Below are 23,743 nucleotides of genomic sequence, written 5' to 3' on the forward strand. Positions count from 1 at the left end.
CATGGCTTTTTTTTTTTTTTTTTTTTTTTCTGGCGGTGGGCATGGCATTTTCTTCTCCTCCGGGGGGGGGGGGGGGGGGGCAGGCAGGCAGGGCATGGCATGGCATGGCATGGCTATTTTTTTTTTTTTTTTTGGGGGGGGGGGCCCCCGCGGCTGGCAGTGGCATTTTTTTTTTTTTTTTTTTTTTTTTTTTTTGGCTTGGCTGGCTTTCTGGCAGAGAGAGAGAGAGGTGGTGGCATGGCAAAAAAAAAAAAAAAAAAAAGGTGGCATGGCATGGCATGGCATGGCAGGCAATTTTTTTTTGGAGAGAGAGAAAAAAAAAAAAAAATTTTTTTTTTTTTTTTTTTTTTTTTTTTTTTTTTTTTTTTTTTTTTTTTTTTTTTTTTTTTTTTTTTTTTTTTTTTTTTTTTGGCACCAGTTTCTGTCTTATCCACTGCATTGTGATTGTGATTATTTTCATTGCCGCGCTGCGCAGCACGAAGGAATTATCCATATCTCTGACTGGCTGAAATGGACCTGATTTTGCGGGCGTTTTTTTCAAACTTGGCTGGCTGATAATCAGATTGCTGTATATCAGAAACAAAATCAGGAAACCTGCGCATCATGCTGCATTCTCATTTTTTAAGTACAAAGTAGTTGATCGCAATGCAGCGAATTTGGAGATGATCAATTACCACGAAGACGTGCCATATCAGGCAGTGGCACAGCATGGATATTTTGTTTTTTGAGGAGCTGGGATTGTCGCCTGGTTTAATCCGGTGGTTTATTTCTACCAGCGAAGCATCAAAAGGACGCACGAGTTTCTGGCAGATCGCGAAACGGCCAGGCACTTCGGCAATTACTACCAATATGCATCGCTGATCCTGAACAGGTCGTTGCAATACGCCCCTGAGATGACCAATGCTTTTACTGATAAACATTTACTTAAAAACAACGGATCGCAATGCTGGGAAGGAGCAACGCTTCCAGGGCAAATCTTGCGAAATATGTCTTGCGTAAATCCCTGTTGCGCTCTTGTCTTACATCATTTTCAGCTTTGTACAAAAATTCTGCTGCAACTGCTGCTAACGGGCCGAAAAGGCTCCGTTCGTCCCGCCTTCCCCGGCGGCCTGGATGCTTTTTTGGGTTATCTGAGTAAGGAGGTAAGCCAATGGGACATATTCAAAGCGCACCACGACCAGGGAAAAAGGTGTTAGTAAGCTTCGTTGTCGATACGGATGGCAAAGTAGTATTGCCCCAGGTAATGGACAGCCCGAACGAAAATTTAAACAACGAGGCTGTCAGGATTATCGGCAACTCGCCAGACGGGTTCCCGGCGTACAGGTGAGGACAGCTGGTGCGTGTGCGGTATGAAATAAAACTTGGCTATCAATTGTCGGCAAATAATTGATTTACAGCAGTTTATGTCGACTTTAAATAAGTTAAATCTATAATAACTAAATAATAGGCTATAATAACTTATAAAATAGTTTATCAACATGAAAATATAAGTTATACATTTGCTCTGATTAGAAATTATCAGTTCAAACAGCTTTGCCATGAAAAAACTTGCAGGTTATACCAGCTTCTTAGTGCTGGTATTGTTTTTAGGCTTTTTACCAAGATTTGCGGTTGCCCAAGGAAATGATTAATACCCATGTTTCCGGTGTAATTCTGGACGACCAACAACAGCCGCTTCCATTTGCGGCAATCATTTTGAAAGCTATACATGATTCCACAGTTACGAAAACGGCACTGAGTGAAATTGACGGAAAAGTTTATATCTCGTCAATGTTCCAATAGGCGTTTTTATACTTGAAGTAACAATGCTAGGCTACGAAACATACAGAAAAAGGAAATCGAATCTGTTGCCAGCGCTAATGAGCTGGGGCATATCGCAACTGAAACCCGCGACTAAAAATCTGTCAGCTGTTACTATTACAGGACAAAAGCCATTTATCGAGCAGCGTGCCGACAAAATTGTCATTAACCTGAACGATCAGCTTACCGGTGGTTCTTCTCTGATGGAAGTAATGGACCGGCTGCCGGGCATACAGGCTAATCCGGACAATATGGTCTATTTGAATGGTCGAAACGTACGTATAGACATTGACGGTAAACCTACACCGCTCTCCGCTGATGCGCTGGCAGGCTTACTTCGGGGTATGTCGGCCACATCCATTGAGAGAGTGGAGCTGATTGCTCGTCCATCCTCCAAATACGATGCTTCTACGAGTGGCGGCATCATCAATATTGTCAGGAAAAAAGAGGCAGTAGGGAAGGGCTCAGAGGCAATGTCTACGGCGGTGGGGGATTTGGGCGATATGCCAAATATACCGGCGGATTTAATCTCATTTTTAAAACAGGCAAGTACAATCTGCTACCGAATACGGACTACAATTTCAATAAAATATTCCTTGTCGATAATTACATTTTGTCAGTCCCGGCCGGATGAGCCTGGCATAATTTCCGGTGGCACCGAATCACTGATCAAAATAGTGTCCGGAAAATGAACAATATTACACCCAATATTGGGCTGGCAACCTTATATTTAACAAAGAAAACCACACTGTCATTCTCAGTTATGAATGCATTGCAATTGTTTAAAAAGAATGCTTTTTCTGAAACGAGGGACCTTGCTGAAAAAAACCTGGCGGGTACTTTTGATAACCGGGTCAAAACAAAAATGAACAACTTTTCTTCCGGCCTGCATTTGCTCCATCAAATGGATACGCTGGGCAAAGAGCTGACCATCGATCTGGATTATTACCGGAATGCCAACTATTCCGACCAGCATAATACCGAGCGGATATTTGGACAGGGCGGTGATGAGCTGAAACGCACTTTCTTTGATCAAAATAATGCATTTGACGTTTATTCTGCCAAAGCCGACCTGACGCTTCCGCTCAAACACAAAGCGCAAATGGAAACCGGGTTCAAGTCGAGCTACGTGGAGACAGACAACCGAAACGTGCTCTATGACATTAATGGAAACAAATTGATTCCCAATGACTCGCAAAGTGATCTTTATCGCTATTCGGAAAGCATTCATGCTCTATATACCACATTTCACCAGGAGCTGAAAAAGTTATCCTACCAGCTCGGTTTACGGGCGGAAGGGACGTGGAACAGCGGTCGGCAATCGCAGTCAAACCAGCGGTTCCGTCAGAATTATATTCAACTGTTTCCTGACAGTATTTTTTGATTACAAATTCACTGACAAGCATAGTTTTATTTTCAGTTTTGACAAAAAGACAAACCGGCCGACCTACGAGAATATGAACCCGCTGCTCCGGATTATCAATGCAAACAATTTTGTACAGGGAAATCCTAAACTGCGGCCTGTTTCATCCTATAACAATTCGGCCACGCTGGCTTACCGCAACGCACTCTTTGTAACTGCCAACTACGGAATCGATTTTCGCGACTTTACCTATTTTGCTTTTCAAAATCAGCGCGGAGATAGCACGGTGACCAGACCGGTCAATAACCGCTACACACAAACTTTGAGCCTGATTACAGCTTATAATCGTCAGATCAAGCCTTGGTGGTACACAAGCACGAATATCAATTTGCGAAAGTTATCCTATCAATTAGCGGATGATCATGTAAATATAACGGGCATTACAACCTTCAATTTTGACACTTACAACAGCTTTTCACTTACTAAACAGTTATCCTGGCTGATTCTCTTTCGCTACCGGGGAAATCACAGGAACGTAACATTAAAACCGATGCTTATTTTACATTAACATCCGGGCTGCGGCAATCCTTATTAAAAAAACGCGCAACCGTCTCGCTGAACGTGACAGATATCTTCAATACTTTTCAAAACAGGTATTTACAGCAATCGCTGGCACTCCGGCAGGTTTGGAAAACAGTTACGAAACGACGACCGTACGATTAAACTTCACCTACAACTTCGGGGGGCAAATCAACAAGATCAAAAAGAGCGATTCCGCTGCGGATGAAAGACGCAGAAGCGATACCAAGGAGAACTGATATTCGAAGTTTGTAAAATAATGATGCATTCCGACTCCTGCATTTTCCGCTTCACTACAATGCTGCGTGCCTGATCAGTCCACCATTCAAAATTCTTTCATCGGGATATTGGCATATCGAAGAGAAACCGATATATTTGCACGATGGATCAGGTAGAAGTATTTAAAGCATTATCTAACAAGACGCGGTTGCAGATCTTGAACTGGCTGAAAACGCCTGCTGAGCATTTTCCTGGCCAGCCCAACCCGGATTTTGAAAATTTGGGTGTTTGTGTGGGGGCAAATTCAGGCCAAGAGTGGCCTCACGCAAAGTACGATTTCTGAATATCTTTCTATTCTGCAACGAACCAATCTGGTGACCGCCAAGCGGGTTGGGCAGTGGACCTACGATAAACGCAACGAGGAAGCTTTCGAAAAGCTGAGCCAAAGTCATTCACTCCGAAATTTAATTTAGTAATTATGAATACCGATAGCTTGTTCAGGCCATTCAGCCTGAAAACATTGAATATAAAAAACCGCATTGTTATGGCGCCGATGACCCGCTCATTTTCGCCTGGTGGCATTCCTACCGATGACGTAGCCACTTATTATAGTAAAAGAGCGATGGGAGGCGTAGGTCTGATCCTGTCAGAAGGAACCGTGATCGACAGGCCTTCCTCCTCTTCAGATCCGGATATTCCGCATTTTTACGGTGATAGTGCATTGGCAGGCTGGAAGAAAGTAATCGACGGCGTACACGAATCGGGCTCACAAATGGGACCGCAGATCTGGCACCAGGGAATTATGGAAAATCATCATTCCGGCTGGACTCCTCCGGTACCTTTCGAGGGACCATCCAGTTTGAACAGACCTGGTTTTGAAAACGGAGTTGCGATGACAGATGCCGCCATTGCCGATACGATTGCTGCATTTGGGCGTGCCGCTGCTCATGCCAAAGCGCTTGGCTTCGATACCGCTGAAATCCACGGCGCGCATCAATATCTGATTGATCAGTTTTTTTGGGAAGCAACCAATAACCGTACCGATAAATACGGAGGCAAAACCATCGGAGAGCGCACGCGATTTGCGGTGGAAGTCATTAAAGAAGTGAGAAAAAGTGTAGGTGACGATTTCGCGTTGATTATCCGTCTGTCGCAGTTCAAACCGGCGGCTTACGACTATAAACATGCCAAAAATGAGCAGGAAATGGAACAATGGCTTACACCGCTGGTCGATGCCGGTGTTGATATTTTCCACTGTTCACAGCGTCGTTTTTGGGAGCCTGAGTTTGAAGGTTCTGATCTGAACTTTGCAGGATGGGCCAAAAAAATAACGGGTAAAGCTACCATAACCGTCGGTTCGGTAGGATTGACGGGCGACTTTTTCGGTGCTTTTGCAGGACAGAGTTCCGAGCCGAGCTCACTCGACGAACTGGTAAGAAGGATGGATAGAGGAGATTTTGATCTGGTCGCCGTGGGAAGACCGCTGCTAGCCGACCCGCATTGGGTTGAAAAAATCAAGGATGATCGCGCAGATGAACTGAAAGGATTCAGCAAAGAAGCATTAATGCAGCTCGTTTAAATCAAAAGAAATATAGCAATGCCCCGGACGGTCAGCCACGATCCGGGGCACATCTGGAGACATACTTTACTTTTGATGCTGCAATATCATTCAGTCCTTTGCAGGGTCCGGTCTTCCGGATGCGGAAGCCTTTCCGTAGCAAATATATTTTGCTGTTACCCATCAACAAAGCCTGATTGCAAAGCAATGGCAGGTCCGGCCTGCCGGAAATTGGTTTCTTATTTAACCACCTGGAAGTAACCGCCGAAAATGCGCTCACTTCTTTGTTGCAGATTGTGTGGCGGACTGTAATAGTCCGCCTTTTTGTGATGAACTTTACAGATCTTTTTTTGTAAAATCAAAAGTTTTTTGGTGTGTCATGCTGCTGCCTGAAATGCTTGAAGGTGCAAAAATGATGGCAAAAAGCGACCAATAGACGCTGTTAATGATAAGATTAAAAATACTTTGAGTGCTCCGGACAAGTCCCGTCTGAGGCTGATGGCCTGCGTATTTTTAATGTTATGGTTCAGTGCTACCGTTTGTTAACTTTGTGCTAATTCTGACACCATTCGATTTTTTTGAGCCTATTATAGAAGATCCCAGTCAATCGTTCCTTGTGTCTTTTCTGATTAAAACTATGGGATAAGCAACTTCACACCCGGTCACTTAGCGGCACATTTGACGACTGAAGTATGCCATTTAAGCTGGCCATCATGGTCCTGGTAACGCCAGCCGGAAGTTCCCAGCCAGGATGTGGCTTTTATCGAGCAGCGGCTTGGCGATGCCTGTGTGCTTGAAGCAGTTGCAAATAATGAAAAGCACTTCCTCTCCCTGCGCCAGGCCAAGATCTATGTCAACAGCCATTTCAAATCCGGCGCTGAGTACTTCTCCTGAAACGCACTCGCCAATCCGGATAATATCCTTTATACCATCATTGATAAGATCACCTACCTGGTCGCCTAACTTTAGCACTGGGTCGTTGCCAAATTTATCATATTGACGAAGGAGTGGTTTGCCTGAAAGCTTCTTTGTAAATTTGCCCTTGCCACCATATAAACCCAAAAACACACCACGGAGGATCAGATACCGCAGCCAGAGCAAAACTGTGAGCAGTGCAGGGCCGGAATATTTACCAGGAAGGAACAGGCCAGCACAGACGGGGATCATTGGCCGCTGTATATAGTCAGCTTTTGATCGCCGAAGCGAGGCTTCTTTCGGATCCAGCCCTTTTGGCCACAGGGATTGCAAGAACCGCTTGCACGACGTTGTCGTTCTCTCAAAGTTTTACCAGTGTGAGCATTGTCTGCGCCATATTTTCCAGGTAAGGCTAACCGGGTGACGTTGCGCAACCGCAATACGAATACGATGCTATTCCTTCATTATCGTTATTTTTTACCCTTACTATGCCTGCATTTGGCGAAATTTTTACGGTAATCAAATGATAACGTATATAGCATTAAGTTCAAAAAGCTTTTCCATCCCTGATAAAAATTGCTGAACCCAGTTCACCCAAGACATCAAGAAAATTGCCATGTGGGTTTTCTTGCCAAATAATCTTTCTGATATTAAGGTAATGTTATATTCTGAAGCTTGAAGACAGATCATTAAGCTTTCCAAATATTAAGTCATTCCACTAATCTAAGCTACAAACCTAGTTGCATAGGTTAACAGCAATTTAAAATTGGGGTTACATCCTGGACACAGGCGTGTGGTAGCTTTATGGGTATGGTCTGCCTTTCCGGGCCGGTTTATTTTTATAAACGTGATTTTCGAAAACCTATTCGAATAGGACACAAATGAAGAAAGTACGATTTTTTGAATCAATATTTATTGAAGCCTTAGACCGCCGCATCATTTTGGTATTGGAGAACCACAAAAAAAAGCTGAAACAGACAAGCTAATGATTTAAGCAATGAGCAAAGTAAGCTCGATAAAAAAATAAATGAAGAAATAGATATTCTGGTTAACACGGATAACTCAGCACTCGCAGAGTACAAGTTAAAGCAAGTTTACGGATTTGAAAAAGAGATCGCTAAAAGACGGGGTTTCTCAATATGGAAAGAGCTGTTGTCTACCGAAATAGCAATATTCGAAGAGACATTAACAGAAACGCGCAATATCCTGGTAAACTGAATTTAGCTTACTCGACAAGGAAGTTTTAGCCATAGCAGAGCCTAATCGTTTACATAACAAAATAATCACTGATGCCGAAATATACTCCAAAACATTAAATGCAGCATGGAGTCAAATTAGAAAGGCAATCAGAATAAAATCAAATTTAAACATCAGCATTAACGAAATAACAGAGGAATCAAGAGCTGATTTTTTAACAATTAAATCGGTAGAAGCAGTGAAACTAAGGGATGGTACGGAAATGATGGTAATGATGAACAATGATTATTTGATCGAGGTAACAAATACACTGGAGTCCTATTTCATTGAATTGAATGACAAAATAAATGAGGCGATTAAAAAACGTTCAACAACACACTAATTTTGAATGTTAAAAATGAGGCTGCCCGATTTCGAGCAGCCTCATTTTTATTTTGGGTGGAATTAATATCCCTGATTTTGTACCAAAAATCCTTCATCGGCGGAAGCTCCGTCGATGGCTCGCTGAGGGATTGGGAACAATCGCTTGTCGACGCTCTTGTCCGTTTTTCCTGTCCAGGTGCCTTCATATTTTCCAAAACGGATCTGGTAATTTCTTCTGAAGCCTCCCAGTACAATTCAAATCCCGACTCGCGGAATAATATGTCCAGGTCAATTTTCGTCAGCGCTTTTGGAGTCTGGGCTGGCCGGGCGTTTCTTGAAGTTCTCAATGTATTGATATCAGCAAGAGCACCTGCATGGTCGCCATTTCTCAGCTTCGCTTCGGCACGCATCAGATAGATTTCTCCAAGGCGAATCAAAACCAGGTCGACACTGCTGTAACTGCAGCAATTGTTACCGGTATGACTAAACTGATATTTTGAAAACCGGTAACCGGTGTTATGCAAGCTGCCCGGGCCTGTAAAATCTACATTGAGTATATGGTTCACATAAGTCAGGTTGGCTCCGCTGGTTCTTTTGTTGATCACCGGATATATCCTCACTTTGCCGTCGGCAGATTTTAAAATATTGCCGCTTCCGTCTTTTCTGGGCCCCCAGATGATTCCGCGCAAAATCCCTCTGTCCATTTCAAACTTCGTGGCATCTACGGAATAATAATGCTCGGCATCATTCAAAGGCGTAACACCTGTTAAGTTTTTCAAGTTTTCAGGAACAATCGTATTTTTCTTGAAAAACGTGCATCAGCGTCAGCTGGATCTACATTGCCATTGGCATCCACCCAGGTTTGATAAAAGTCAGGCGTTGCCGCGACTGCATCTGTTCCGCGCGTGTTTGGGAATTCCGGGTCTGGGATCTGGTCACCGGAAATCGACCAGTACGCCCAGCGCTGTTGATCTGTTTCCAATACGCCCCGCTGGTCGAGTGCGAAAATGAGCTCCTTATTAGTATGGTTCTCGTCGCTGAACAGATCGAAATATTCAGGAGATAGGGCATAGGGTCCGGCAATAATCTCGTTGGTATATTTAATCACCTTTTCCATATCGTCCTTACTGAATTCAGGCTTACCATACGGATTCCGATAGACGGCGGCATTCAAATACAAACGTGCCAGCAATGCTTTCACAGCATTTTGATTCAGCCTGCCAGGATCATTTTCCTTACGGATTAGATCAACCACTGATAAAAGTTCGCTTTCAATATAACTGATTGCTTCCTGGCCTCTCAGGACCTTGGACACTTCACTGGAAAGCTCTTTTTTGAAAACCAGGCCCCAGTTGTCCAGTGCCAGCATATTGAGATACGCCTTCATGGCAACCATTTCGTGGTAACCCGCCAGCGCACTTGCGTTACCGGCTTTGCCTGCTTCATTTAACCGTTCCGCAGCAATAACGGCTCTCGATAAAGTAAGCGTAATTTGCGTCCAGGTATCGCCTACGAGGCCATTGCTCGGCGTCATCAAATGCTGGTGAACCGCGATGAACTTACCGCCATCATACCAGTCGGTGCCGCCTCGGTAGGGGAGGATACCTTCATCAGAAGCCACCTCTTGCAGTCCGAATTGGTTTGTATGCAGCCATACACCGGAGCGGAGAAGGCCATAAACCGGGGCTATGGAACCGGTTACAAGTTGGGCCTGGCCCGTTCCTGTAAGCGATTCATCAAGAATATCCTCTTCCAAATTGGTACAACCAATAAAGGTCAGCAGAAATCCCACTGCCGTCAACGCTCTATAAAATCCTGTATTTTTCATTGTGATTTGATTTTCAACGAATCGTAGCTAATCGTTTTTTTGTATTAAAATGTCACATTCAAACCAAGCAGGAAAGTCCTTGCTTTTGGATAAGTAAAGCGGTCGATTCCAAATGTCTGAATGCCGCCGGAAGCCGATCCCGTATTCACTTCGGGGTCAAAACCTGAATAACTGCTGATAACAAACAAATTCTGACCGGTTAATGTAAGACTGGCACGTTGGATGGCGTTCGCTAGCTTGGTCCCTGTTAGGTTCAGGTTGTAAGCCAGGGTTGCATTATTCAAGCGCATGAATGAGCCGTTTTCCAGATAGCGGGTCGACACAACATTGGCATTGCTCAACGCCTCATTTGGGTATTGCGTGGCGAAATCAGTTGTGTTGTTGGATTTGGCCAATAATGCCCTGCTGAACAAGGTCATAGTCGTGTGGTTGTAAACCTTATTGCCGGCTACACCATTAAAATTCAAACCCAGATCAAAAGACTTGTATTTTAGATTTAGGTTATACCCATAAATGATTTTAGGGATTGCGCTGCCGACCACAACACGGTCATTATCCAATATCGCCCCATCACCGTTTGTATCTCTGAATGCGTTTTGACCATTATCGGGATTTATTCCGTCAAATTGATACATGTAAAATGCGCCCAGCGGTTGATTATTAATGTAGCCGTTAATAGTCGCCCCGGATTGGCCTGCACCCTGCGCCGCGCCAGTGGCCAAAACTGCATAAGGAGACTTCTTCACTTTATTCTGAATGTAGGTGAAGTTACCTCCGATATTGTACGAGAAGTCACGCTTTGGATCGCTGCTGTAATTCAATGTAAGCTCGACACCGTTGTTCTGGATTTTCATATCCGGAATATTGTTCCAGTAGGTCGAAGTGGGCTGGACCGGATCGGAAGGAACAACTTCCAGAAGGATGTTGGAAGATTGTTTGTTAAAATAATCAAGCGTACCAGTCACTCTTGATTTGAACAACGCAAAGTCAATACCTAAATCCACCTGTGTGGATACTTCCCATTTCAAATTAGGATTGGCCAATCTCGTAAAAATAATCCCGTACGGAAAGCCTTCCAGTGCAGTAGCGTCCGTATCGATCGGATAAGTGTCTTACGCTTCCGGTCCCTGTTTGTAAACGCTGCTCCAGATAGCTCGCTTTTGTGATCTTGGAAGGAATTTCCTGGTTACCGGTTCTTCCCCAGCTAGCCCTTAATTTGAGGTTGTTAAAAGCAGAACTACTCATGAAATCTTCCTTGCTAATGTTCCACCCCAAGGCGAATGAAGGGAAATAACCGTATTTGTTGTTCTGTCCGAACTTGGAAGATCCATCGGCGCGGAATGTACCGGTAAACATATATTTGTCAGCATAAATATAGTTTACCCTTCCAAAGAAAGATTGGAGCTCATTTTTTAAAGCTTCTGCATTTACCGCTGTCGGGAATGCAGTTGTGCTTGTATGATCCTGATAAATAGGCTCGATATTATTGGTCGCAAAGCCACGGTACGTAGTTATTCTGGTTTCATCCAAAAACTTTTGGAAAGAATGACCCGCCAGGAGCGTAACATTATGGTTCTCACGAACCCAGTTATATGTCAGCGTATTCTCAACAAGTTGGTTCGTATTTCCACTTATTGCATTGTCAAGCACACCATTGGAAACATCGGATTCATTGATAACCGCAGGAAAGGGCTTATACTGCTGATTTCGGGTTGTCGTAGAATAATCCACACCGAAATTCAGCTTGTAAGTAAGGCCCTCGATGATTTCGATTGAGGGTGAAATATTTGCCAGAATGCGGTGGTTAATCGCCTTGTCGCTGAACAAATTATACCGGGCAAGCGGGTTTAATGCATTCGTATTCAATAAAGTAGGGACACCGTCTGTTAAAGGAGGAATCGTGGGATTCAAACTAAGCATATCACTCATGGTAGAAGTGATATCCGGGCGTAAATTTTCCGTGCGGGAAGCCGTTAAATTGTAGTCAATATTTAAGCGGCCGTTGAATGCCTTCTGGTTTAAATTCAATTTTCCTGAATAGCGTTTCAGCCTGCTGTTTTTCAAAATCCCTTCCTGATCCTGATAACCCACGGAAGTGAAATAAGAAAAACTTTCGCTATTGGCTCCGCTCATCGATAAGTTGAGGTTGCTAGATACACCTGTCTGCGAGAGTTCATCCTGCCAGTTCGTGTTTGCCCCAAAATCCTGCAAAGTTCCACCTGTGGCTACAACCTCCCTGCGGAAAGCGTCGGCATCGAAAACATTTATTTTGTTAGCCATTGAGGATATGGCCGTGGATGCAGACAACGTCAGCTGCGGTTTCCCTTTTCCTTTTTTGGTGGTGATGACCACAACTCCGTTAGATGCCCTGGATCCATAAACGGCTGTCGCACTGGCGTCTTTCAACACATCAATGCTCTCGATGTCATTAGGGTTAATGAAGTTGAGTGGATTGGTGGGAACGCCGGTGTTGGAATTGTCCAGCAAAAATCCGTCGACCACGTACAGCGGCTGCGTCCCGGAGCGCAAGCTTCCGATACCCCTGATGATAATGTCCTGCGCAGCACCGGGTTCACCGCTATTGGCGGCAATGGAAACACCGGCCAGTTTACCTTGCAGCAATTCGCCCGGGTTCGTTACGACGCCCCTGTTAAAACTTTCACTGTTAAGCGAAGAAATAGCGCCGGTAATGTCCGACCTTTTCTGTGTACCGTAACCAACCACAACAACCTCATTCAATTGCGCCAGGTCCTGGGCTAATTGGATAATGATTGACGATTGCCCGTTAAGCGGAACTTGTTTTGCCGCATATCCAATAAAAGAAACTTCCAGAACGGCATTAGCATCGGCCTCTATCACAAATTTCCCTTCGGCGTTGGTCGATGTGCCTCTTGTTGTTCCCTTAACGACAACCGTGGCACCCGGCAGCGGCGCCCCGGCTTCATCTGTAACCGAACCCGAGATGGACTGTGCAACAGACCCAGCATCTGAAAAAGACTTCTCTGCCTGAAACGAAAGCTTCGTATTGATACGCGCAGGGAATGCCTGGACCGGGTTAATACTAAGTACAGCCCAAGGCAAACATGCGGAAAGACATGCGAGCTTTGATAGACGTAATTTTGAAAGCATAGATTTGATTTTTTACTTTTGATCAAGGGTCAAAATTACTTTCGGGTGGGTAGAATGGCCGTTAACTCGCGTTACCATTGCGTTAACAAACTGTTACCTGGTTTCCGGGCTTGGATGCAGCTGTTGCTGGTAACAGAAACTTAATACGGTAGTCTTTTCTGCCCGGCTTAACTTTGCCTCATACTAAACTATCACCAATGAAAGCGCTACTAGGTCTGATGCTTGCCTGCTGTTTTCCTGTTTTTGCCCAAACGGATGATAATCTAAAAATCAATAAAACGCAGGTAATCGGTTCTCATAACAGTTATAAACAAGCCATAGACCCGTTGCTGTTTAAAGCATTTATACAAAAAGATTCCGCTGCGGCAAGCTCGCTTGACTACGAGCACATTCCCATTACTGCACAGCTTGACCTTGGCCTGCGCAACCTTGAAATCGATGTATATCCCGACGAAAAAGGCGGAAAATATGCGAATCCAAAAGGCCTTGCAATGGTCGCCGGTCAGAAAGCATACGATCCGGAGGGTAAGATGAAACAGCCTGGCTTCAAAGTGCTGCATGTGCCCGACCTTGATTTCCGGACGCACTATTTTACATTGATCGATTGCCTTCAAGGCCTGAAAGCCTGGTCTGATGCGCATCCCGACCATACGCCGGTATACATTACCCTTGAAGTGAAAGGGAAAATTGCCAGTGATGGCAATGCAGAAGGCATTACAGCCAGGGATTTTGACTATCTCGACAAAGCACTTCTTGAACATCTGGGCGAAAAGCACATGCTCACACCCGATCAGGTAAGAGGCAAGTTTGAATCCCTCGAAAGTGCCGTGTTGAACGATAACTGGCCAACATTAAAAGAAGCAAAAGCGAAATTTGTGTTCGTACTCGACGATTCGGGCAGCAAACGGGATATGTACATTTCCGGGCATCCTTCGCTTCGCGGCAGGACCATGTTTGCCAACGCATTGCCGGGTACACCGGAAGCCGCTTTTCTGATCAGAAATAATGCCAAAGCTTCCGAAATTCCGGACCTGGTAAAAAAAGGCTACCTCATCCGTACCCGCGCAGACTCAGATACACGCGAAGCGAGAAGGAATGACAAATCTACATTCCAGGCGGCATGCCAATCAGGCGCGCAGATTATTACCACAGATTACTATCAGAAAAGCACCCATTTCAATTCTGATTATTCTGTGAGTTTTGAAGGCAGCACCTATTTCAGGAAAAATCCTTTGTTTTGAATACAACAGAGCGTTGCAGGATTTCCAACTCATTCTCGCTGGACGCGCGCTGGGCTTCGGACGCATAAGTGAACATTCTTTTTTCGTAGTAATCGATGGCGGCTTGAATGGTTTCGAAGCTTCCGTTTGTCAGATTATCCGTTAGCAGCAAAGCGTCCACCAGTCCAGTATTAACCCCCTGACCCGCGAAAGGCGGCATTAAATGCGCGGCATCACCGATCAGCGTGATTGGCAAATGCCGATTGGCTTTCCATGGCTTTTCTAATGGGAGTTTCCCACCCCAAATTCTGGCCTGGGCGTCTTTGTCTCTTTCATAAATCGTGTTTAATGAGTTTATCCGGTTGATGATCTTTGACTATGAACTTTGGGATGACCTGGTCATTGACAATCCGGATGTTGATAGCCAGGGAAGAATGATCTTGTTTAAATTTCAAAATGTAATTGCGAAAGCATTATCCCGTTTCCTCAATTTTGTTATGACATGCTCCGATTCTGTTAAATCTGCTTTTTGAAGGTTGCGCACCTTTGTAATACAAAAAAACAGAAACAGAATGAACATTGTAATCACAGGTTCGCTGGGCAATATCAGCAAACCGCTAGCAGCAGAATTAATCCGGAAAAACCATTCCCTGACCATCATTAGCAGTAAAGCAGAGCGGCGGCAGGCAATTGAAGCATTAGGCGCAAAAGCAGCAATTGGCAGCATTCAAGACGTCGATTTTCTAACAGCCACGTTTAAAGAAGCCGACATTGTTTATCTAATGGAAGCATGGGAAGGCATTGGAAACCTCTTTGATAAAAATGCAAATTTTGTTGCTGCTTTTACCAAAGTCGGAAACAACTACAAACAAGCCATTGAAAGCTCTGGCGTAAAGCGGATTGTACATTTAAGCAGCATTGGCGCCCATACCAACCAAGGAATCGGGAGCCTGTATCTGCACAACACGGTCGAGACGATCCTGAATCAACTTCCCGAATCTGTTGCGATCAAGTTCATGCGGCCGGTTGGGTTTTTCACCAATTTATACCGGTATGTCGCTTCCATCAAATCGCAGTCAGCCATCATTCAATCTTACGGAGGCGACCAGAAAGAGCCTTGGGTTTCGCCTCTGGATATTGCAGCAGTCATTGCGGAAGAAATGGAAAAACCTTTCGAGGGAAGGTCAGTTCATTATCTGGCAAGCGATGAAGTTTCTCCAAATGAAATTGCAAAAGCGCTAGGAGACGCTATTGGAATGCCCGTTCTAAAATGGCTGGTGATCCCACGTGAACAGATGCTGCAACAAATGCTGGACGCCGGGATGAACGATTGGATCGCAAAAGGCCTGGTTGAAATGCAGGCTGCGCAACAAGACGGAAGTCTTTACGAAGATTATTATCGCAACAAGCCAGTTCTGGGCAAAGTAAAGCTCGCTGATTTTGCAAAAGAATTTGCATTAACCTATCACAACCAATCCAACTAACATGAAAAAAGTACTGATTACCGGAGCTAACAAAGGTGTTGGCTTTGAAACCGCACGCCAGCTTCTGCTGCAAGGATATTATGTATATCTCGGAAGCCGCACATTATCTAATGGCCTGGACGCAATCGAAAAGTTGAAAGCCGAAGGCCTTGATAACGCCGAAGCAATCGAACTGGATGTTACAAATGCTGCCTCAGTGCTGGCGGCACGTGCCATCATTGGAGAGAAAACTAATGTGCTGGATGCGCTGATCAACAATGCAGGAATCAATGGTGGAATGCCGCAGTCGGCTCTGGAAGCAGATATTGATCAATACGAAAAAGTATTTGACACCAATTTATACGGAGTAGTCCGGGTAACACAGGCCTTCATTGACCTGCTGCGCAATGCGCCTGAGCCTCGGATCGTCAATGTATCATCGAGCGGATGCTCTTTGACGCTGCACAGCGATCCCACCTGGAAATATTACGATCACAAAGCTGCGGTTTACACTTCGTCCAAGGCTGCGATGAATATGTACACCATTAACCTGGCTTACGAGCTTCGGGACACGCCTTTCAAGGTCAATGCAGTTTGCCCGGGGTTTGTGGCTACGGATTTCAATGGTCACCGGGGCACGGGAACAGTTCAGGAAGGGGGAGCGCGAATCGCCAAATACGTGATGATCGATAACGACGGGCCAACCGGGCAGTTTTTTAGCGAAGAATATAATCCAGAGACAGGCGTAACGCCCTGGTAGGGCATATTTGGTCAAAGTTCAATATCTTTAAGTTATGAAAACAGAAGCGCCTGCTTTATACAAATTTGAATCATTGACCGACTTTCACCGGGTGTTTGGGCTTCCCAAGCCTTTGCACCCGATGGTAAGTTTTATCAATATCAAAGACATGACCATAACTCCGGGTGCATTGCCGCCCTCAATGGTTATGCCTTTTTACAAGATCGCTTACAAAATGAACCTGTGCGGGAAGGCCAAGTACGGGCAAAATTATTACGACTTTGGCGAAGGCGGACTGGTGTTTACCGCGCCGGGGCAAATTTTTGAAAGTCCAAGCGCGAGTGCAACTTCCGGTTTTCTGCTGCTTGTTCACCCCGACTTTATGCTTTCCTATCCGCTGGCCGGCACAATTAAGCAGTATGGCTTCTTCAACTATGCAGCCAATGAGGCATTGCATCTTTCAGAGAAAGAACGTGTCGCTATTTTTGCAGTTTTCAATATTATCGAGGAAGAACTAGATAACAGGATCGATCAATTCAGTCAGGATGTGCTGATTTCCCAGATTGAACTGTTGCTCAATTACAGCAACCGTTTTTACGGGCGGCAATTTATTACCAGAAAAGTTGGTAATAATAACCTGCTGCAAAAGATCGAAGATATTTTAGATGATTATTTTAAAAATGGAACCGCTTCTGAAAGCAGCGTGCCAACCGTTCAAATGCTTGCCGACAAATTAGGCATGTCGGCAAGTTATCTGAGTGATATGCTGCGGTCGTTGACAGGCGAAAATGCCCAGCATCACATTCAGGAAAAGCTTGTTGAAAAAGCAAAGGAAAGACTGTCAACTTCCAACGCGTCCGTCTCCGAAATAGCATATGAACTCGGATTTGAATATCCACAATCTTTCAGCCGACTTTTTAAAACAAAAACAAATCTTTCCCCGCTTGCTTTCAGACAATCATTTAATTGATAATGGTCATTTGTCTATTTCAAAAGTCCTTCCATTCCAAATGCCGTTAATGCTTTGGCATATTCAACACTGACAGCTTCGTTGGCCTTTTTAATAAATTCTCCTGTGGATGGGTCAACAACTGTTCTTAATGGTCGCTTTCCTTTTGGCGTATTAATCAGCTTCACCACTGCATCGGCAACGTCCTGCGGATTTGGTTTTACCGTTTCAAAAATTTGACCGATGGCAGCAAACATTTTATTCGGATATTCCGATATGGCCGCATATTCATCACCAATCGAAGCGTCGGAGCCAGCCTGTATTTTCTGGGACATTTCGGTTGGGAAAGAGCCGGGTTGAAGAATGGCAACGTCCACGCCCAAAGGTCTCAATTCATAATGTAACCCCTCACTTAATCCTTCCAAACCAAATTTGGAAGCACTATACACCGTCGAAAATGGAAAAGATACTGCTCCAAATCCACTTGAAACATTGATAATCAAACCATCTGCCTGCTTGCGCATAGCGGGTAAAACCAGCTTCATCAGCCTCCAAGGGGCGAAAACATTCACATCGAACATGCGCTGCACATCAGCGGTCGTCGAACTTTCTGCCACGCCAAACATCCCGACACCCGCATTGTTGACGAGCACGTCAATTATTCCTTCCGCGGCAATGATTTTGTCAAAAGCATTTTTCAAGCTCGCTTCGTCTGTAAGCGATACGTCCAGAACCGTCACGTTTTCAACTTGTGACAAAGCCTTTGCTTTATCAGCATTCTTTCCTTCTGTATCGCGCATGGTAGCATAAACTTTGTGCCCCAAAGCTGCCACGCTATTGGCTGTAAGCCATCCAAATCCGCTATTTGTTCCTGTTATTAATACTACTTTTTTGCTCATTTCTTTTTTGATTTAAATTAATGATGCAAATTTCGATATCTATAAAAGGAGACGATTTACCAAATGGTAAAAAGCGATTTTAACGAATGTTTTTTCTAATTCTGCTAAATGATTGTTGTGTAATTCCTAAATAAGAAGCGATGTGAGAAAGGGGAATGCGGTTGACGAGAGCCGGGGAATTGTTCAATGAAAGACAGATAACGGGTAGTTGCATCTTCCGAAACCAACGGGCTTCTTCTTCTTTCAATTGTTTTTAACAAACAATTTTTTATAATCAAACCTGTAATAGCGTCCCAGCCAACAATTGTATTCCCAATTTCGTCCCAATCTTTTTTAGAGAAAATAAGCAATTTACAATGGGTAACAGCCTGGATATATTCCGAAGCTTCGACTTGTGCCTCAAACTTTTGCTGGTCGGAAACGAAATTGTTTTCGTCAATAAAATGATGCGTGATCTCTTCGCCTTTATTATTATAATAGCAGAAACGAACAAGACGCCTTCGGTTAAAAATCCGACCTGTTCGTGGGATTTTTCCGGCCTCCGAAAAATATTCATCTTTACGAAGTTCCAGCGTTTTTGCCTTGCTTGTTACGAAATCTATTTGCTGCTTGTTCAGATTCCCAAACTGCAAAACGTAATTCATCGATTACTTCCATAGATTAAATTTCGAATTTATTGTCAGCATTACATTTACCAAATGGTAAAAAATTCAGGCAGCGTCTTAAATTCTCATCATCAGGCAATCGGTTCCGCAATTTCTACGACTTCGAGCGCATTAATCTGCCTGTTCAATCTATTGACATTCAGTAAATACATGATCGTCCACGCGAATGCGAGAAGGACCAAGAATAAGGAGAATGTAACCTCCCAGTTGAAATTTTCCTTCATCGGCCCGATCAATGTTGCACCCGCCATGGAGCCCAGCGAGCCGAGGGTCATGTAAAATGTGAACTGACTGGCTGAGACTTTTTGGAACAGCATTGCATCGCAATGGCATAAACGCCAATCTTCGCAAATGCATTCAGCCAGCGGTAAACAATGATAAAACCATAAAGGAATGTGCTGTTATCCCACAAAGCTTTTGACAAAATCAATGTGCTGGTTATAAGCATAATGAGCAGAAAATAGATTCCTATCATGCGTTTTTTGCCAAAGCGTTCGATCAGATAACCGCCGATTAGCAGCCCAGCAATGCCGCCAATCAAGTCTGCTGTCGCGAACGCCTGGGAATACATGATGTTGGTCCAGCCGGTGATTTTGACGGCGAAGAGCGGAAGCAATGTTTCAAAATAATTGTAGGAACCCATGGACACAAACATCAATGCCGCCACGAGCATCGAGTCTCTTAACCGGAAAAGGCTGTAGAGCGATTTCAAAATGGTTGACCAGTTTGTGACCTGCAAAGTCTGGTTCCGGACCGAAGCATTGCCAGCAGACCAGGGAAAAATTTTCTCTTCCGACTGTTCGCGTAGCAAAATCGGCACGATTGTCATCAGCCCGATCATCACAGAAATGGCGAGAATTGCAGCTGTAAATCCATGCACATTCAATATCCAGCTTCCCACAGCGAGAGCCAGCGAACTTCCGATCATTCTAGCTCCGCCCATGAAACCGTTGGCGCGTGCCTGCTGATGATCTTCCAGCACATCCACGGCCATCCCGTCGGTGGCTGCATCCTGCAAAGCGCCGCAAAAGGAAGCAACAAATGCGGCTATATTCAGTATATCGAGGTTTTGAAGTGGATCAGGGACAAATGCCAATGCGACAAAACTTGCAGTCAGACCCAATTGCGCACCGATCACCCACGGCCGTTTTCGACCCATGGGCAAATAGGCATAACGGTCCATTAATGGCGCTGCTACAAACTTGAATGTCCACGGCAGCGAACAAGCAACGGCAAATGCCCCGATCTCGGTCGGTGTTTTCCCCTGCATCGCCAGCCACGCCGGAATGCCCACGAAGAGCATGCCCATATGCAAGCCTTCTGCAAAATACAACGCGATGAAATTGGCATATCGCAAATTCGTATTTTCCGACAGCGCAGGGATTTTGTTGCTATTCATAGGATTTGGATCAGCAGAATAGCGACATTAAAAAATGGAAACATTGGTAAATTGATCTGGCAGGGGAGCGGGCACATTCGGGTTCGTGGCGATTTCACTTTGCGGATAAATGAAGCGCTGCGGTTTGCGGCTGCCGACATACAGAGGAATCGGTAACTGCACAACCGGAGTCGCTTTCGCGAGCCGACGATAATCATTGAATGCTTCGTATTGCATCAAAAATACAATGTAACGCTGCGCAATGATCTCGTAAAGCATGGCTTGCTGCGTCGTTGCGGCTTTGGTCGGGTTGGCGATTCCGGTTGGAGCAAAGTCACTCAGTGTATAAGGCTCATATTTTCTTCCGGCAGTCGGCAATGTTACGCCATTCAGATTGCCGCTTGCCAGTCCCGCGCGAACGGCATTTAACGCAGTCAACGCCTCATTCGGCACATTTTTTCTGGCTTGTGCTTCGGCGATAATCAGCTCATTTTCGTAGTAAGTCAAAATAGGATGTGACGAGTTGGCGATGAAAGCGCCGTCCGTCGTGTTGGCGTCCAGACTTCCGGGGGCAATGATTCCTGTTTTGAAATAATGATTATAAAGCGCGGTTTCATCCGTTTTGCTATTGGATGATGCAATGCGAGATTGCATCAATTTGGGCAAATAAGCGCCGTCAAAACCCGTGTCACCTGCCCGGGTTTACACGGAAAAAATCGTAATTCTGATTCATATCCACAGCCAAACTGGTGCCGTGCGGGATCAACATGTCTGCCGCATTGCTTTTGATGCCTTTGGCTGCGCTGGCAATGGCATTGTCATATTCAGCGGTGTGCAGATAAAGTCTGGCTTTCAATGTGTTGGCTGCTGCTTTCCATTTGACAACATCGCCTTTGTACAAAAAATCCTGTTGCGTAAAAGCCAGTCCGGCTGGTGCCGAGAGGTTCAGGATGGCGTTATCCAATGTGACTTGAAGCGCATTGTAAACGTCGGCTTGTTTGTCAAAAACCGGCGTAGGGAAGTTGGTTTCATCAAATGCCTGGCTATAAGGCACATCGCCATACAATGAGGTTGCTTTTGCAATCACCAATGCTTCCAAAACCTGCCCAACGCCTTTGGTCCATTTGTCCCCAACCGCATCGGCTTTCACCTGAATCAGCCGCGCCTGACTGGCCACGGGATACAACACATTCCAGCTGAAACTTTGGGAAGAAACAATGTATTGCCCAAATCCCTGATGCGCCCTGGACAAACCCGCCAACTCACCCGCCCACATAGATGCAATACGCACATCCGTATCCTCATGCAGCATCGACACGCCCAGCATGGTGCCAGCCAACAGCGTCTGCACAGTTACATCAGTCACGGCATTAGGGTTATTTTGAATATCCGGCTGGTCAAAACTCTGCTCGCAGCTAATTAAAAACTGCACCGCAAGCATCGCAATCCCTATCTTATGTATAAATATTTTTTTCATGTTAATCTTTAAATTGTCAATTAATACATTACCCGCACGCTCGTAATCGATTTCGTGTTCGGATTTGTGAACCAATCCTGCCCGCGCGATAAGCCTGCTCCTGAAATATTCACTTCCGGATCCGTGCCTGTATATTTCGTCCAAAGCACCAGATTACGGCCTGTAACGCTAAAATCAACATTAGACAAATGTGTTAATCGCCGGAATGCTGCACTTTTCAAACTATACGAAAGCGTGATTTCCCGCAAACGCGATGCGCTTCCGTCTTCCACAAATTGCTTGTAAGAAGCCGAGGTCGAGGCTGTTCCGCGTCCCTGCCACCAGGCTTGATTGATCGCAACAGGCCCGGATCCGAAATCTTTGATCTGACCCTGGAAAGCCGTTCCTTCGGCAATGGTGTTTCCATTTACATCTTTCAGCCCGCCAGCCGGTGCAACAACCGTGTGCCCCTGATCGCCGTGCGTTCCGAAATTGTAAAGCGAGCCGCGTGTTCCGTTGAAGAAATCGTTTCCTGCAATGCGGTCAAATAAGACGAATAGGGATAAATTTTTGTAGGAAAATGTGCTTCCCAAGCCGCCGCGCCATTTAGGATTCGGATCACCAATGATCTCGTTCTGCGTGCCGCCTTGCGGAAACCCATTGGCGTCAAGCGCGTAGGCTCCTGATTCGGTTTTTTGAAAATCAGTGGAGTAAAATATGCCGAATGGCTGACCTGGAATGAGGGAAGAATTCTGCATATAGCTGTCCGGTAATGTGTAGACGGACGCGCCTGCCAGCGAAACAACATTGCTGCGATTCAGCGAAAAATTAGCCGACAAATTCCAGTTGAAATCACCTTTTGAAACAACATTCGCACTCGCGTCCAGTTCCAGACCTTTGTTAGAAAGCTCAGCCGCATTCACATTGCGAATGGTGTAACCCGTTCCGCTAGGCACATTCAATGCCAGGATCACGTCCTTTGTGCGGTTGCTGTAACCTGTGGCTGAGAAGGTGATTCTATTATTCAAGAAGCGCAGATCGACTCCAATTTCCGACTCGGATTTGCGTTCGGGACGCAGGAAATCGTTTCCTGCCGACTTGTGCTGCGGACATAACCGCCGCCGTACAATGTGCTGGCTGAACTTAGTCCGCGTGTAAATGTGTCCTTATCCCCGTAAAAAGCCGGTGCGAAAGTCGTGAAGTTTTGGTAAGGCTGCGGCTGAATTCCCACTTGTCCCCAGGTTACACGCAGTTTACCAAAACTCAAAAAGTCGTTGCTTTCCAGCTGGCTTAATTTGCTAAACTGCCACGCCAGTGCCGCTGAGGGGAAGAAGAAGCTGTTTTTTGTTTTGGAACCAAATGTGGATGCACTTTCATTGCGGCCCGTTAATGTCAGGAAAAACATGTCATAGGCTTGCAACTCGGCTTGTGCGTAATAGGCGTAAGTGCGAATTAAGGAGTTGTAGTTGTTGGCGGTCAGATTGGAATTCAGTGCGTTGGTCAGGATATCTGGCGCTGTGGGAACGATAAGATTGCTGATTGCGCCTGAAAGTGTGGCGCGTCGGCGGCTGTTGTAATTGACCCCTAGCAAAAACGAACCGCTGAAATCATTATTGAATGTGGTGTTTGCAACGGCGAAAACATCGGTGTTAAACTGCTTTTCTGTGATCCAGTTTTTGGATAAAAAACCGTTTGGATACAATGCAGAATTCCTGCTGAAACGCTCCAAACGATTATCCGTAAAGTTGTCTATACCGGTGCGGCCTGTAATGTTCAGCCAGGAAACAGGCGTAAGGTCCAGTTGCAGCGTTCCGATCAGGCGATCTACATCAGAGGTGTTTTTGTTGTTGGTAATGTTCCAAAGCGGGTTTGAATAAATCGTGCTCAGGTCTTTACCCAAAGGATTCCGGTAAGAAACATGCGCGTCATTGAAAACTTGCCCGGACGGATTGGTGAATGTTCCAATAGATTTACTGTTGTCAAAATCTGGCGGCGTACGCAATCCACCGAGCATAATCCCGTC

At 45.2% G+C, this 23,743-nt stretch carries 24 protein-coding genes and 1 pseudogene; 11 read left to right on the forward strand and 14 right to left on the reverse strand.

Annotated elements, in window-relative coordinates:
* On the reverse strand, positions 1-541 hold a 541-nt coding region (locus AC0IYG_RS03160), incomplete at its 3' end, for a hypothetical protein (protein ID WP_471709576.1).
* A 217-nt stretch (positions 542-758) separates the two neighbouring features.
* Here AC0IYG_RS03160 and AC0IYG_RS03165 point away from each other — a divergent pair.
* The 7 genes and pseudogenes from AC0IYG_RS03165 to AC0IYG_RS03195 all read left to right on the forward strand — a co-directional run bounded on the left by AC0IYG_RS03165 (position 759) and on the right by AC0IYG_RS03195 (position 5,540).
* On the forward strand, positions 759-1,196 hold the full coding sequence (locus AC0IYG_RS03165) for a hypothetical protein (RefSeq protein ID WP_471709577.1): 438 nt from the start codon (positions 759-761) through the stop codon (positions 1,194-1,196).
* A gap of 663 nt (positions 1,197-1,859) precedes the next feature.
* Positions 1,860-2,492 carry a hypothetical protein gene (locus AC0IYG_RS03170; protein WP_471709578.1) on the forward strand — a complete coding sequence of 211 codons (633 nt, stop codon included), beginning with the start codon at positions 1,860-1,862 and terminating at the stop codon, positions 2,490-2,492.
* Complete coding sequence (locus AC0IYG_RS03175) at positions 2,489-3,184, forward strand: outer membrane beta-barrel protein (RefSeq protein WP_471709579.1); 696 nt, start codon at positions 2,489-2,491, stop codon at positions 3,182-3,184. Before AC0IYG_RS03170 ends, AC0IYG_RS03175 begins: the two co-directional genes overlap by 4 nt.
* A pseudogene (locus AC0IYG_RS03180) lies at positions 3,168-3,886 on the forward strand (outer membrane beta-barrel protein). Before AC0IYG_RS03175 ends, AC0IYG_RS03180 begins: the two are co-directional and overlap by 17 nt.
* Positions 3,850-3,981: a hypothetical protein gene (locus AC0IYG_RS03185; RefSeq protein ID WP_471709614.1), complete on the forward strand. Its 132-nt coding sequence runs from the start codon at positions 3,850-3,852 to the stop codon at positions 3,979-3,981. The pseudogene AC0IYG_RS03180 and the gene AC0IYG_RS03185 overlap by 37 nt, the downstream one beginning before the upstream one ends.
* 143 nt (positions 3,982-4,124) lie before the next feature.
* Positions 4,125-4,304 (forward strand): hypothetical protein, encoded by a 180-nt coding sequence (locus AC0IYG_RS03190; protein WP_471709580.1) that lies wholly within the window; start codon positions 4,125-4,127, stop codon positions 4,302-4,304.
* A 135-nt stretch (positions 4,305-4,439) separates the two neighbouring features.
* Positions 4,440-5,540, forward strand: a complete 1,101-nt coding sequence (locus tag AC0IYG_RS03195) for an NADH:flavin oxidoreductase (protein WP_471709581.1) — start codon at positions 4,440-4,442, stop codon at positions 5,538-5,540.
* A gap of 690 nt (positions 5,541-6,230) precedes the next feature.
* On the opposite strand, the gene AC0IYG_RS03200 is transcribed toward AC0IYG_RS03195, so the two are convergent.
* The 5 genes from AC0IYG_RS03200 to AC0IYG_RS03220 all read right to left on the reverse strand — a co-directional run bounded on the left by AC0IYG_RS03200 (position 6,231) and on the right by AC0IYG_RS03220 (position 12,951).
* On the reverse strand, positions 6,231-6,686 hold the full coding sequence (locus AC0IYG_RS03200; RefSeq protein WP_471709582.1) for a hypothetical protein: 456 nt from the start codon (positions 6,684-6,686) through the stop codon (positions 6,231-6,233).
* A gap of 1,301 nt (positions 6,687-7,987) precedes the next feature.
* A complete protein-coding gene (locus AC0IYG_RS03205; RefSeq protein ID WP_471709583.1) occupies positions 7,988-8,773 on the reverse strand; it encodes a RagB/SusD family nutrient uptake outer membrane protein in 786 nt (261 codons plus the stop codon).
* Positions 8,770-9,822 (reverse strand): RagB/SusD family nutrient uptake outer membrane protein, encoded by a 1,053-nt coding sequence (locus tag AC0IYG_RS03210; protein ID WP_471709584.1) that lies wholly within the window; start codon positions 9,820-9,822, stop codon positions 8,770-8,772. Before AC0IYG_RS03210 ends, AC0IYG_RS03205 begins: the two co-directional genes overlap by 4 nt.
* Before the next feature lie 44 nt (positions 9,823-9,866).
* Positions 9,867-10,850 (reverse strand): hypothetical protein, encoded by a 984-nt coding sequence (locus tag AC0IYG_RS03215; RefSeq protein WP_471709585.1) that lies wholly within the window; start codon positions 10,848-10,850, stop codon positions 9,867-9,869.
* Between the two features lies 1 nt (position 10,851).
* Entirely contained in the window at positions 10,852-12,951 is a 2,100-nt protein-coding gene (locus AC0IYG_RS03220) for a SusC/RagA family TonB-linked outer membrane protein (RefSeq protein WP_471709586.1), read from the reverse strand.
* A 197-nt stretch (positions 12,952-13,148) separates the two neighbouring features.
* Here AC0IYG_RS03220 and AC0IYG_RS03225 point away from each other — a divergent pair, with 197 nt between their 5' ends.
* Positions 13,149-14,192 (forward strand): phosphatidylinositol-specific phospholipase C1-like protein, encoded by a 1,044-nt coding sequence (locus AC0IYG_RS03225; protein ID WP_471709587.1) that lies wholly within the window; start codon positions 13,149-13,151, stop codon positions 14,190-14,192.
* On the opposite strand, the gene AC0IYG_RS03230 is transcribed toward AC0IYG_RS03225, so the two are convergent.
* A complete protein-coding gene (locus tag AC0IYG_RS03230) occupies positions 14,170-14,541 on the reverse strand; it encodes an FAD-dependent oxidoreductase (RefSeq protein WP_471709612.1) in 372 nt (123 codons plus the stop codon). The two genes, AC0IYG_RS03225 and AC0IYG_RS03230, sit on opposite strands and share 23 nt — an antisense overlap.
* Before the next feature lie 202 nt (positions 14,542-14,743).
* On the opposite strand from AC0IYG_RS03230, the gene AC0IYG_RS03235 reads away from it, so the two are divergent.
* The 3 genes from AC0IYG_RS03235 to AC0IYG_RS03245 are packed head-to-tail and all read left to right on the forward strand — an operon-like array spanning position 14,744 to position 17,343.
* Positions 14,744-15,655, forward strand: a complete 912-nt coding sequence (locus AC0IYG_RS03235) for an NmrA family NAD(P)-binding protein (RefSeq protein WP_471709588.1) — start codon at positions 14,744-14,746, stop codon at positions 15,653-15,655.
* Between the two features lies 1 nt (position 15,656).
* Positions 15,657-16,394, forward strand: coding sequence for an SDR family oxidoreductase (locus AC0IYG_RS03240; RefSeq protein WP_471709589.1), 738 nt, complete (start codon positions 15,657-15,659; stop codon positions 16,392-16,394).
* A 34-nt stretch (positions 16,395-16,428) separates the two neighbouring features.
* Positions 16,429-17,343 (forward strand): helix-turn-helix domain-containing protein, encoded by a 915-nt coding sequence (locus AC0IYG_RS03245; RefSeq protein WP_471709590.1) that lies wholly within the window; start codon positions 16,429-16,431, stop codon positions 17,341-17,343.
* Between the two features lie 14 nt (positions 17,344-17,357).
* Here the strand turns inward: AC0IYG_RS03245 and AC0IYG_RS03250 are convergent, their stop codons facing one another.
* The 7 genes from AC0IYG_RS03250 to AC0IYG_RS03280 all read right to left on the reverse strand — a co-directional run bounded on the left by AC0IYG_RS03250 (position 17,358) and on the right by AC0IYG_RS03280 (position 22,748).
* Complete coding sequence (locus AC0IYG_RS03250) at positions 17,358-18,221, reverse strand: SDR family oxidoreductase (RefSeq protein ID WP_471709591.1); 864 nt, start codon at positions 18,219-18,221, stop codon at positions 17,358-17,360.
* A 104-nt stretch (positions 18,222-18,325) separates the two neighbouring features.
* Positions 18,326-18,865, reverse strand: coding sequence for a cyclic nucleotide-binding domain-containing protein (locus AC0IYG_RS03255; RefSeq protein ID WP_471709593.1), 540 nt, complete (start codon positions 18,863-18,865; stop codon positions 18,326-18,328).
* A gap of 92 nt (positions 18,866-18,957) precedes the next feature.
* The gene (locus AC0IYG_RS03260; protein WP_471709594.1) at positions 18,958-19,161 is read right to left on the reverse strand and encodes a hypothetical protein; all 204 of its coding nucleotides are present in this window, start codon (positions 19,159-19,161) and stop codon (positions 18,958-18,960) included.
* A complete protein-coding gene (locus tag AC0IYG_RS03265) occupies positions 19,158-20,285 on the reverse strand; it encodes an MFS transporter (RefSeq protein ID WP_471709595.1) in 1,128 nt (375 codons plus the stop codon). Before AC0IYG_RS03265 ends, AC0IYG_RS03260 begins: the two co-directional genes overlap by 4 nt.
* A 27-nt stretch (positions 20,286-20,312) precedes the next feature.
* Positions 20,313-20,921, reverse strand: a complete 609-nt coding sequence (locus AC0IYG_RS03270) for a RagB/SusD family nutrient uptake outer membrane protein (protein WP_471709596.1) — start codon at positions 20,919-20,921, stop codon at positions 20,313-20,315.
* Positions 20,922-20,952: 31 nt separating this feature from the next.
* Positions 20,953-21,741 carry a SusD/RagB family nutrient-binding outer membrane lipoprotein gene (locus AC0IYG_RS03275; RefSeq protein WP_471709597.1) on the reverse strand — a complete coding sequence of 263 codons (789 nt, stop codon included), beginning with the start codon at positions 21,739-21,741 and terminating at the stop codon, positions 20,953-20,955.
* Positions 21,742-21,761: 20 nt separating this feature from the next.
* Positions 21,762-22,748, reverse strand: a complete 987-nt coding sequence (locus AC0IYG_RS03280; protein WP_471709598.1) for a hypothetical protein — start codon at positions 22,746-22,748, stop codon at positions 21,762-21,764.
* Between the last annotated feature and the right edge of the window lie 995 nt (positions 22,749-23,743).

The sequence above is a fragment of the Dyadobacter sp. AC419 genome (assembly GCF_979253085.1).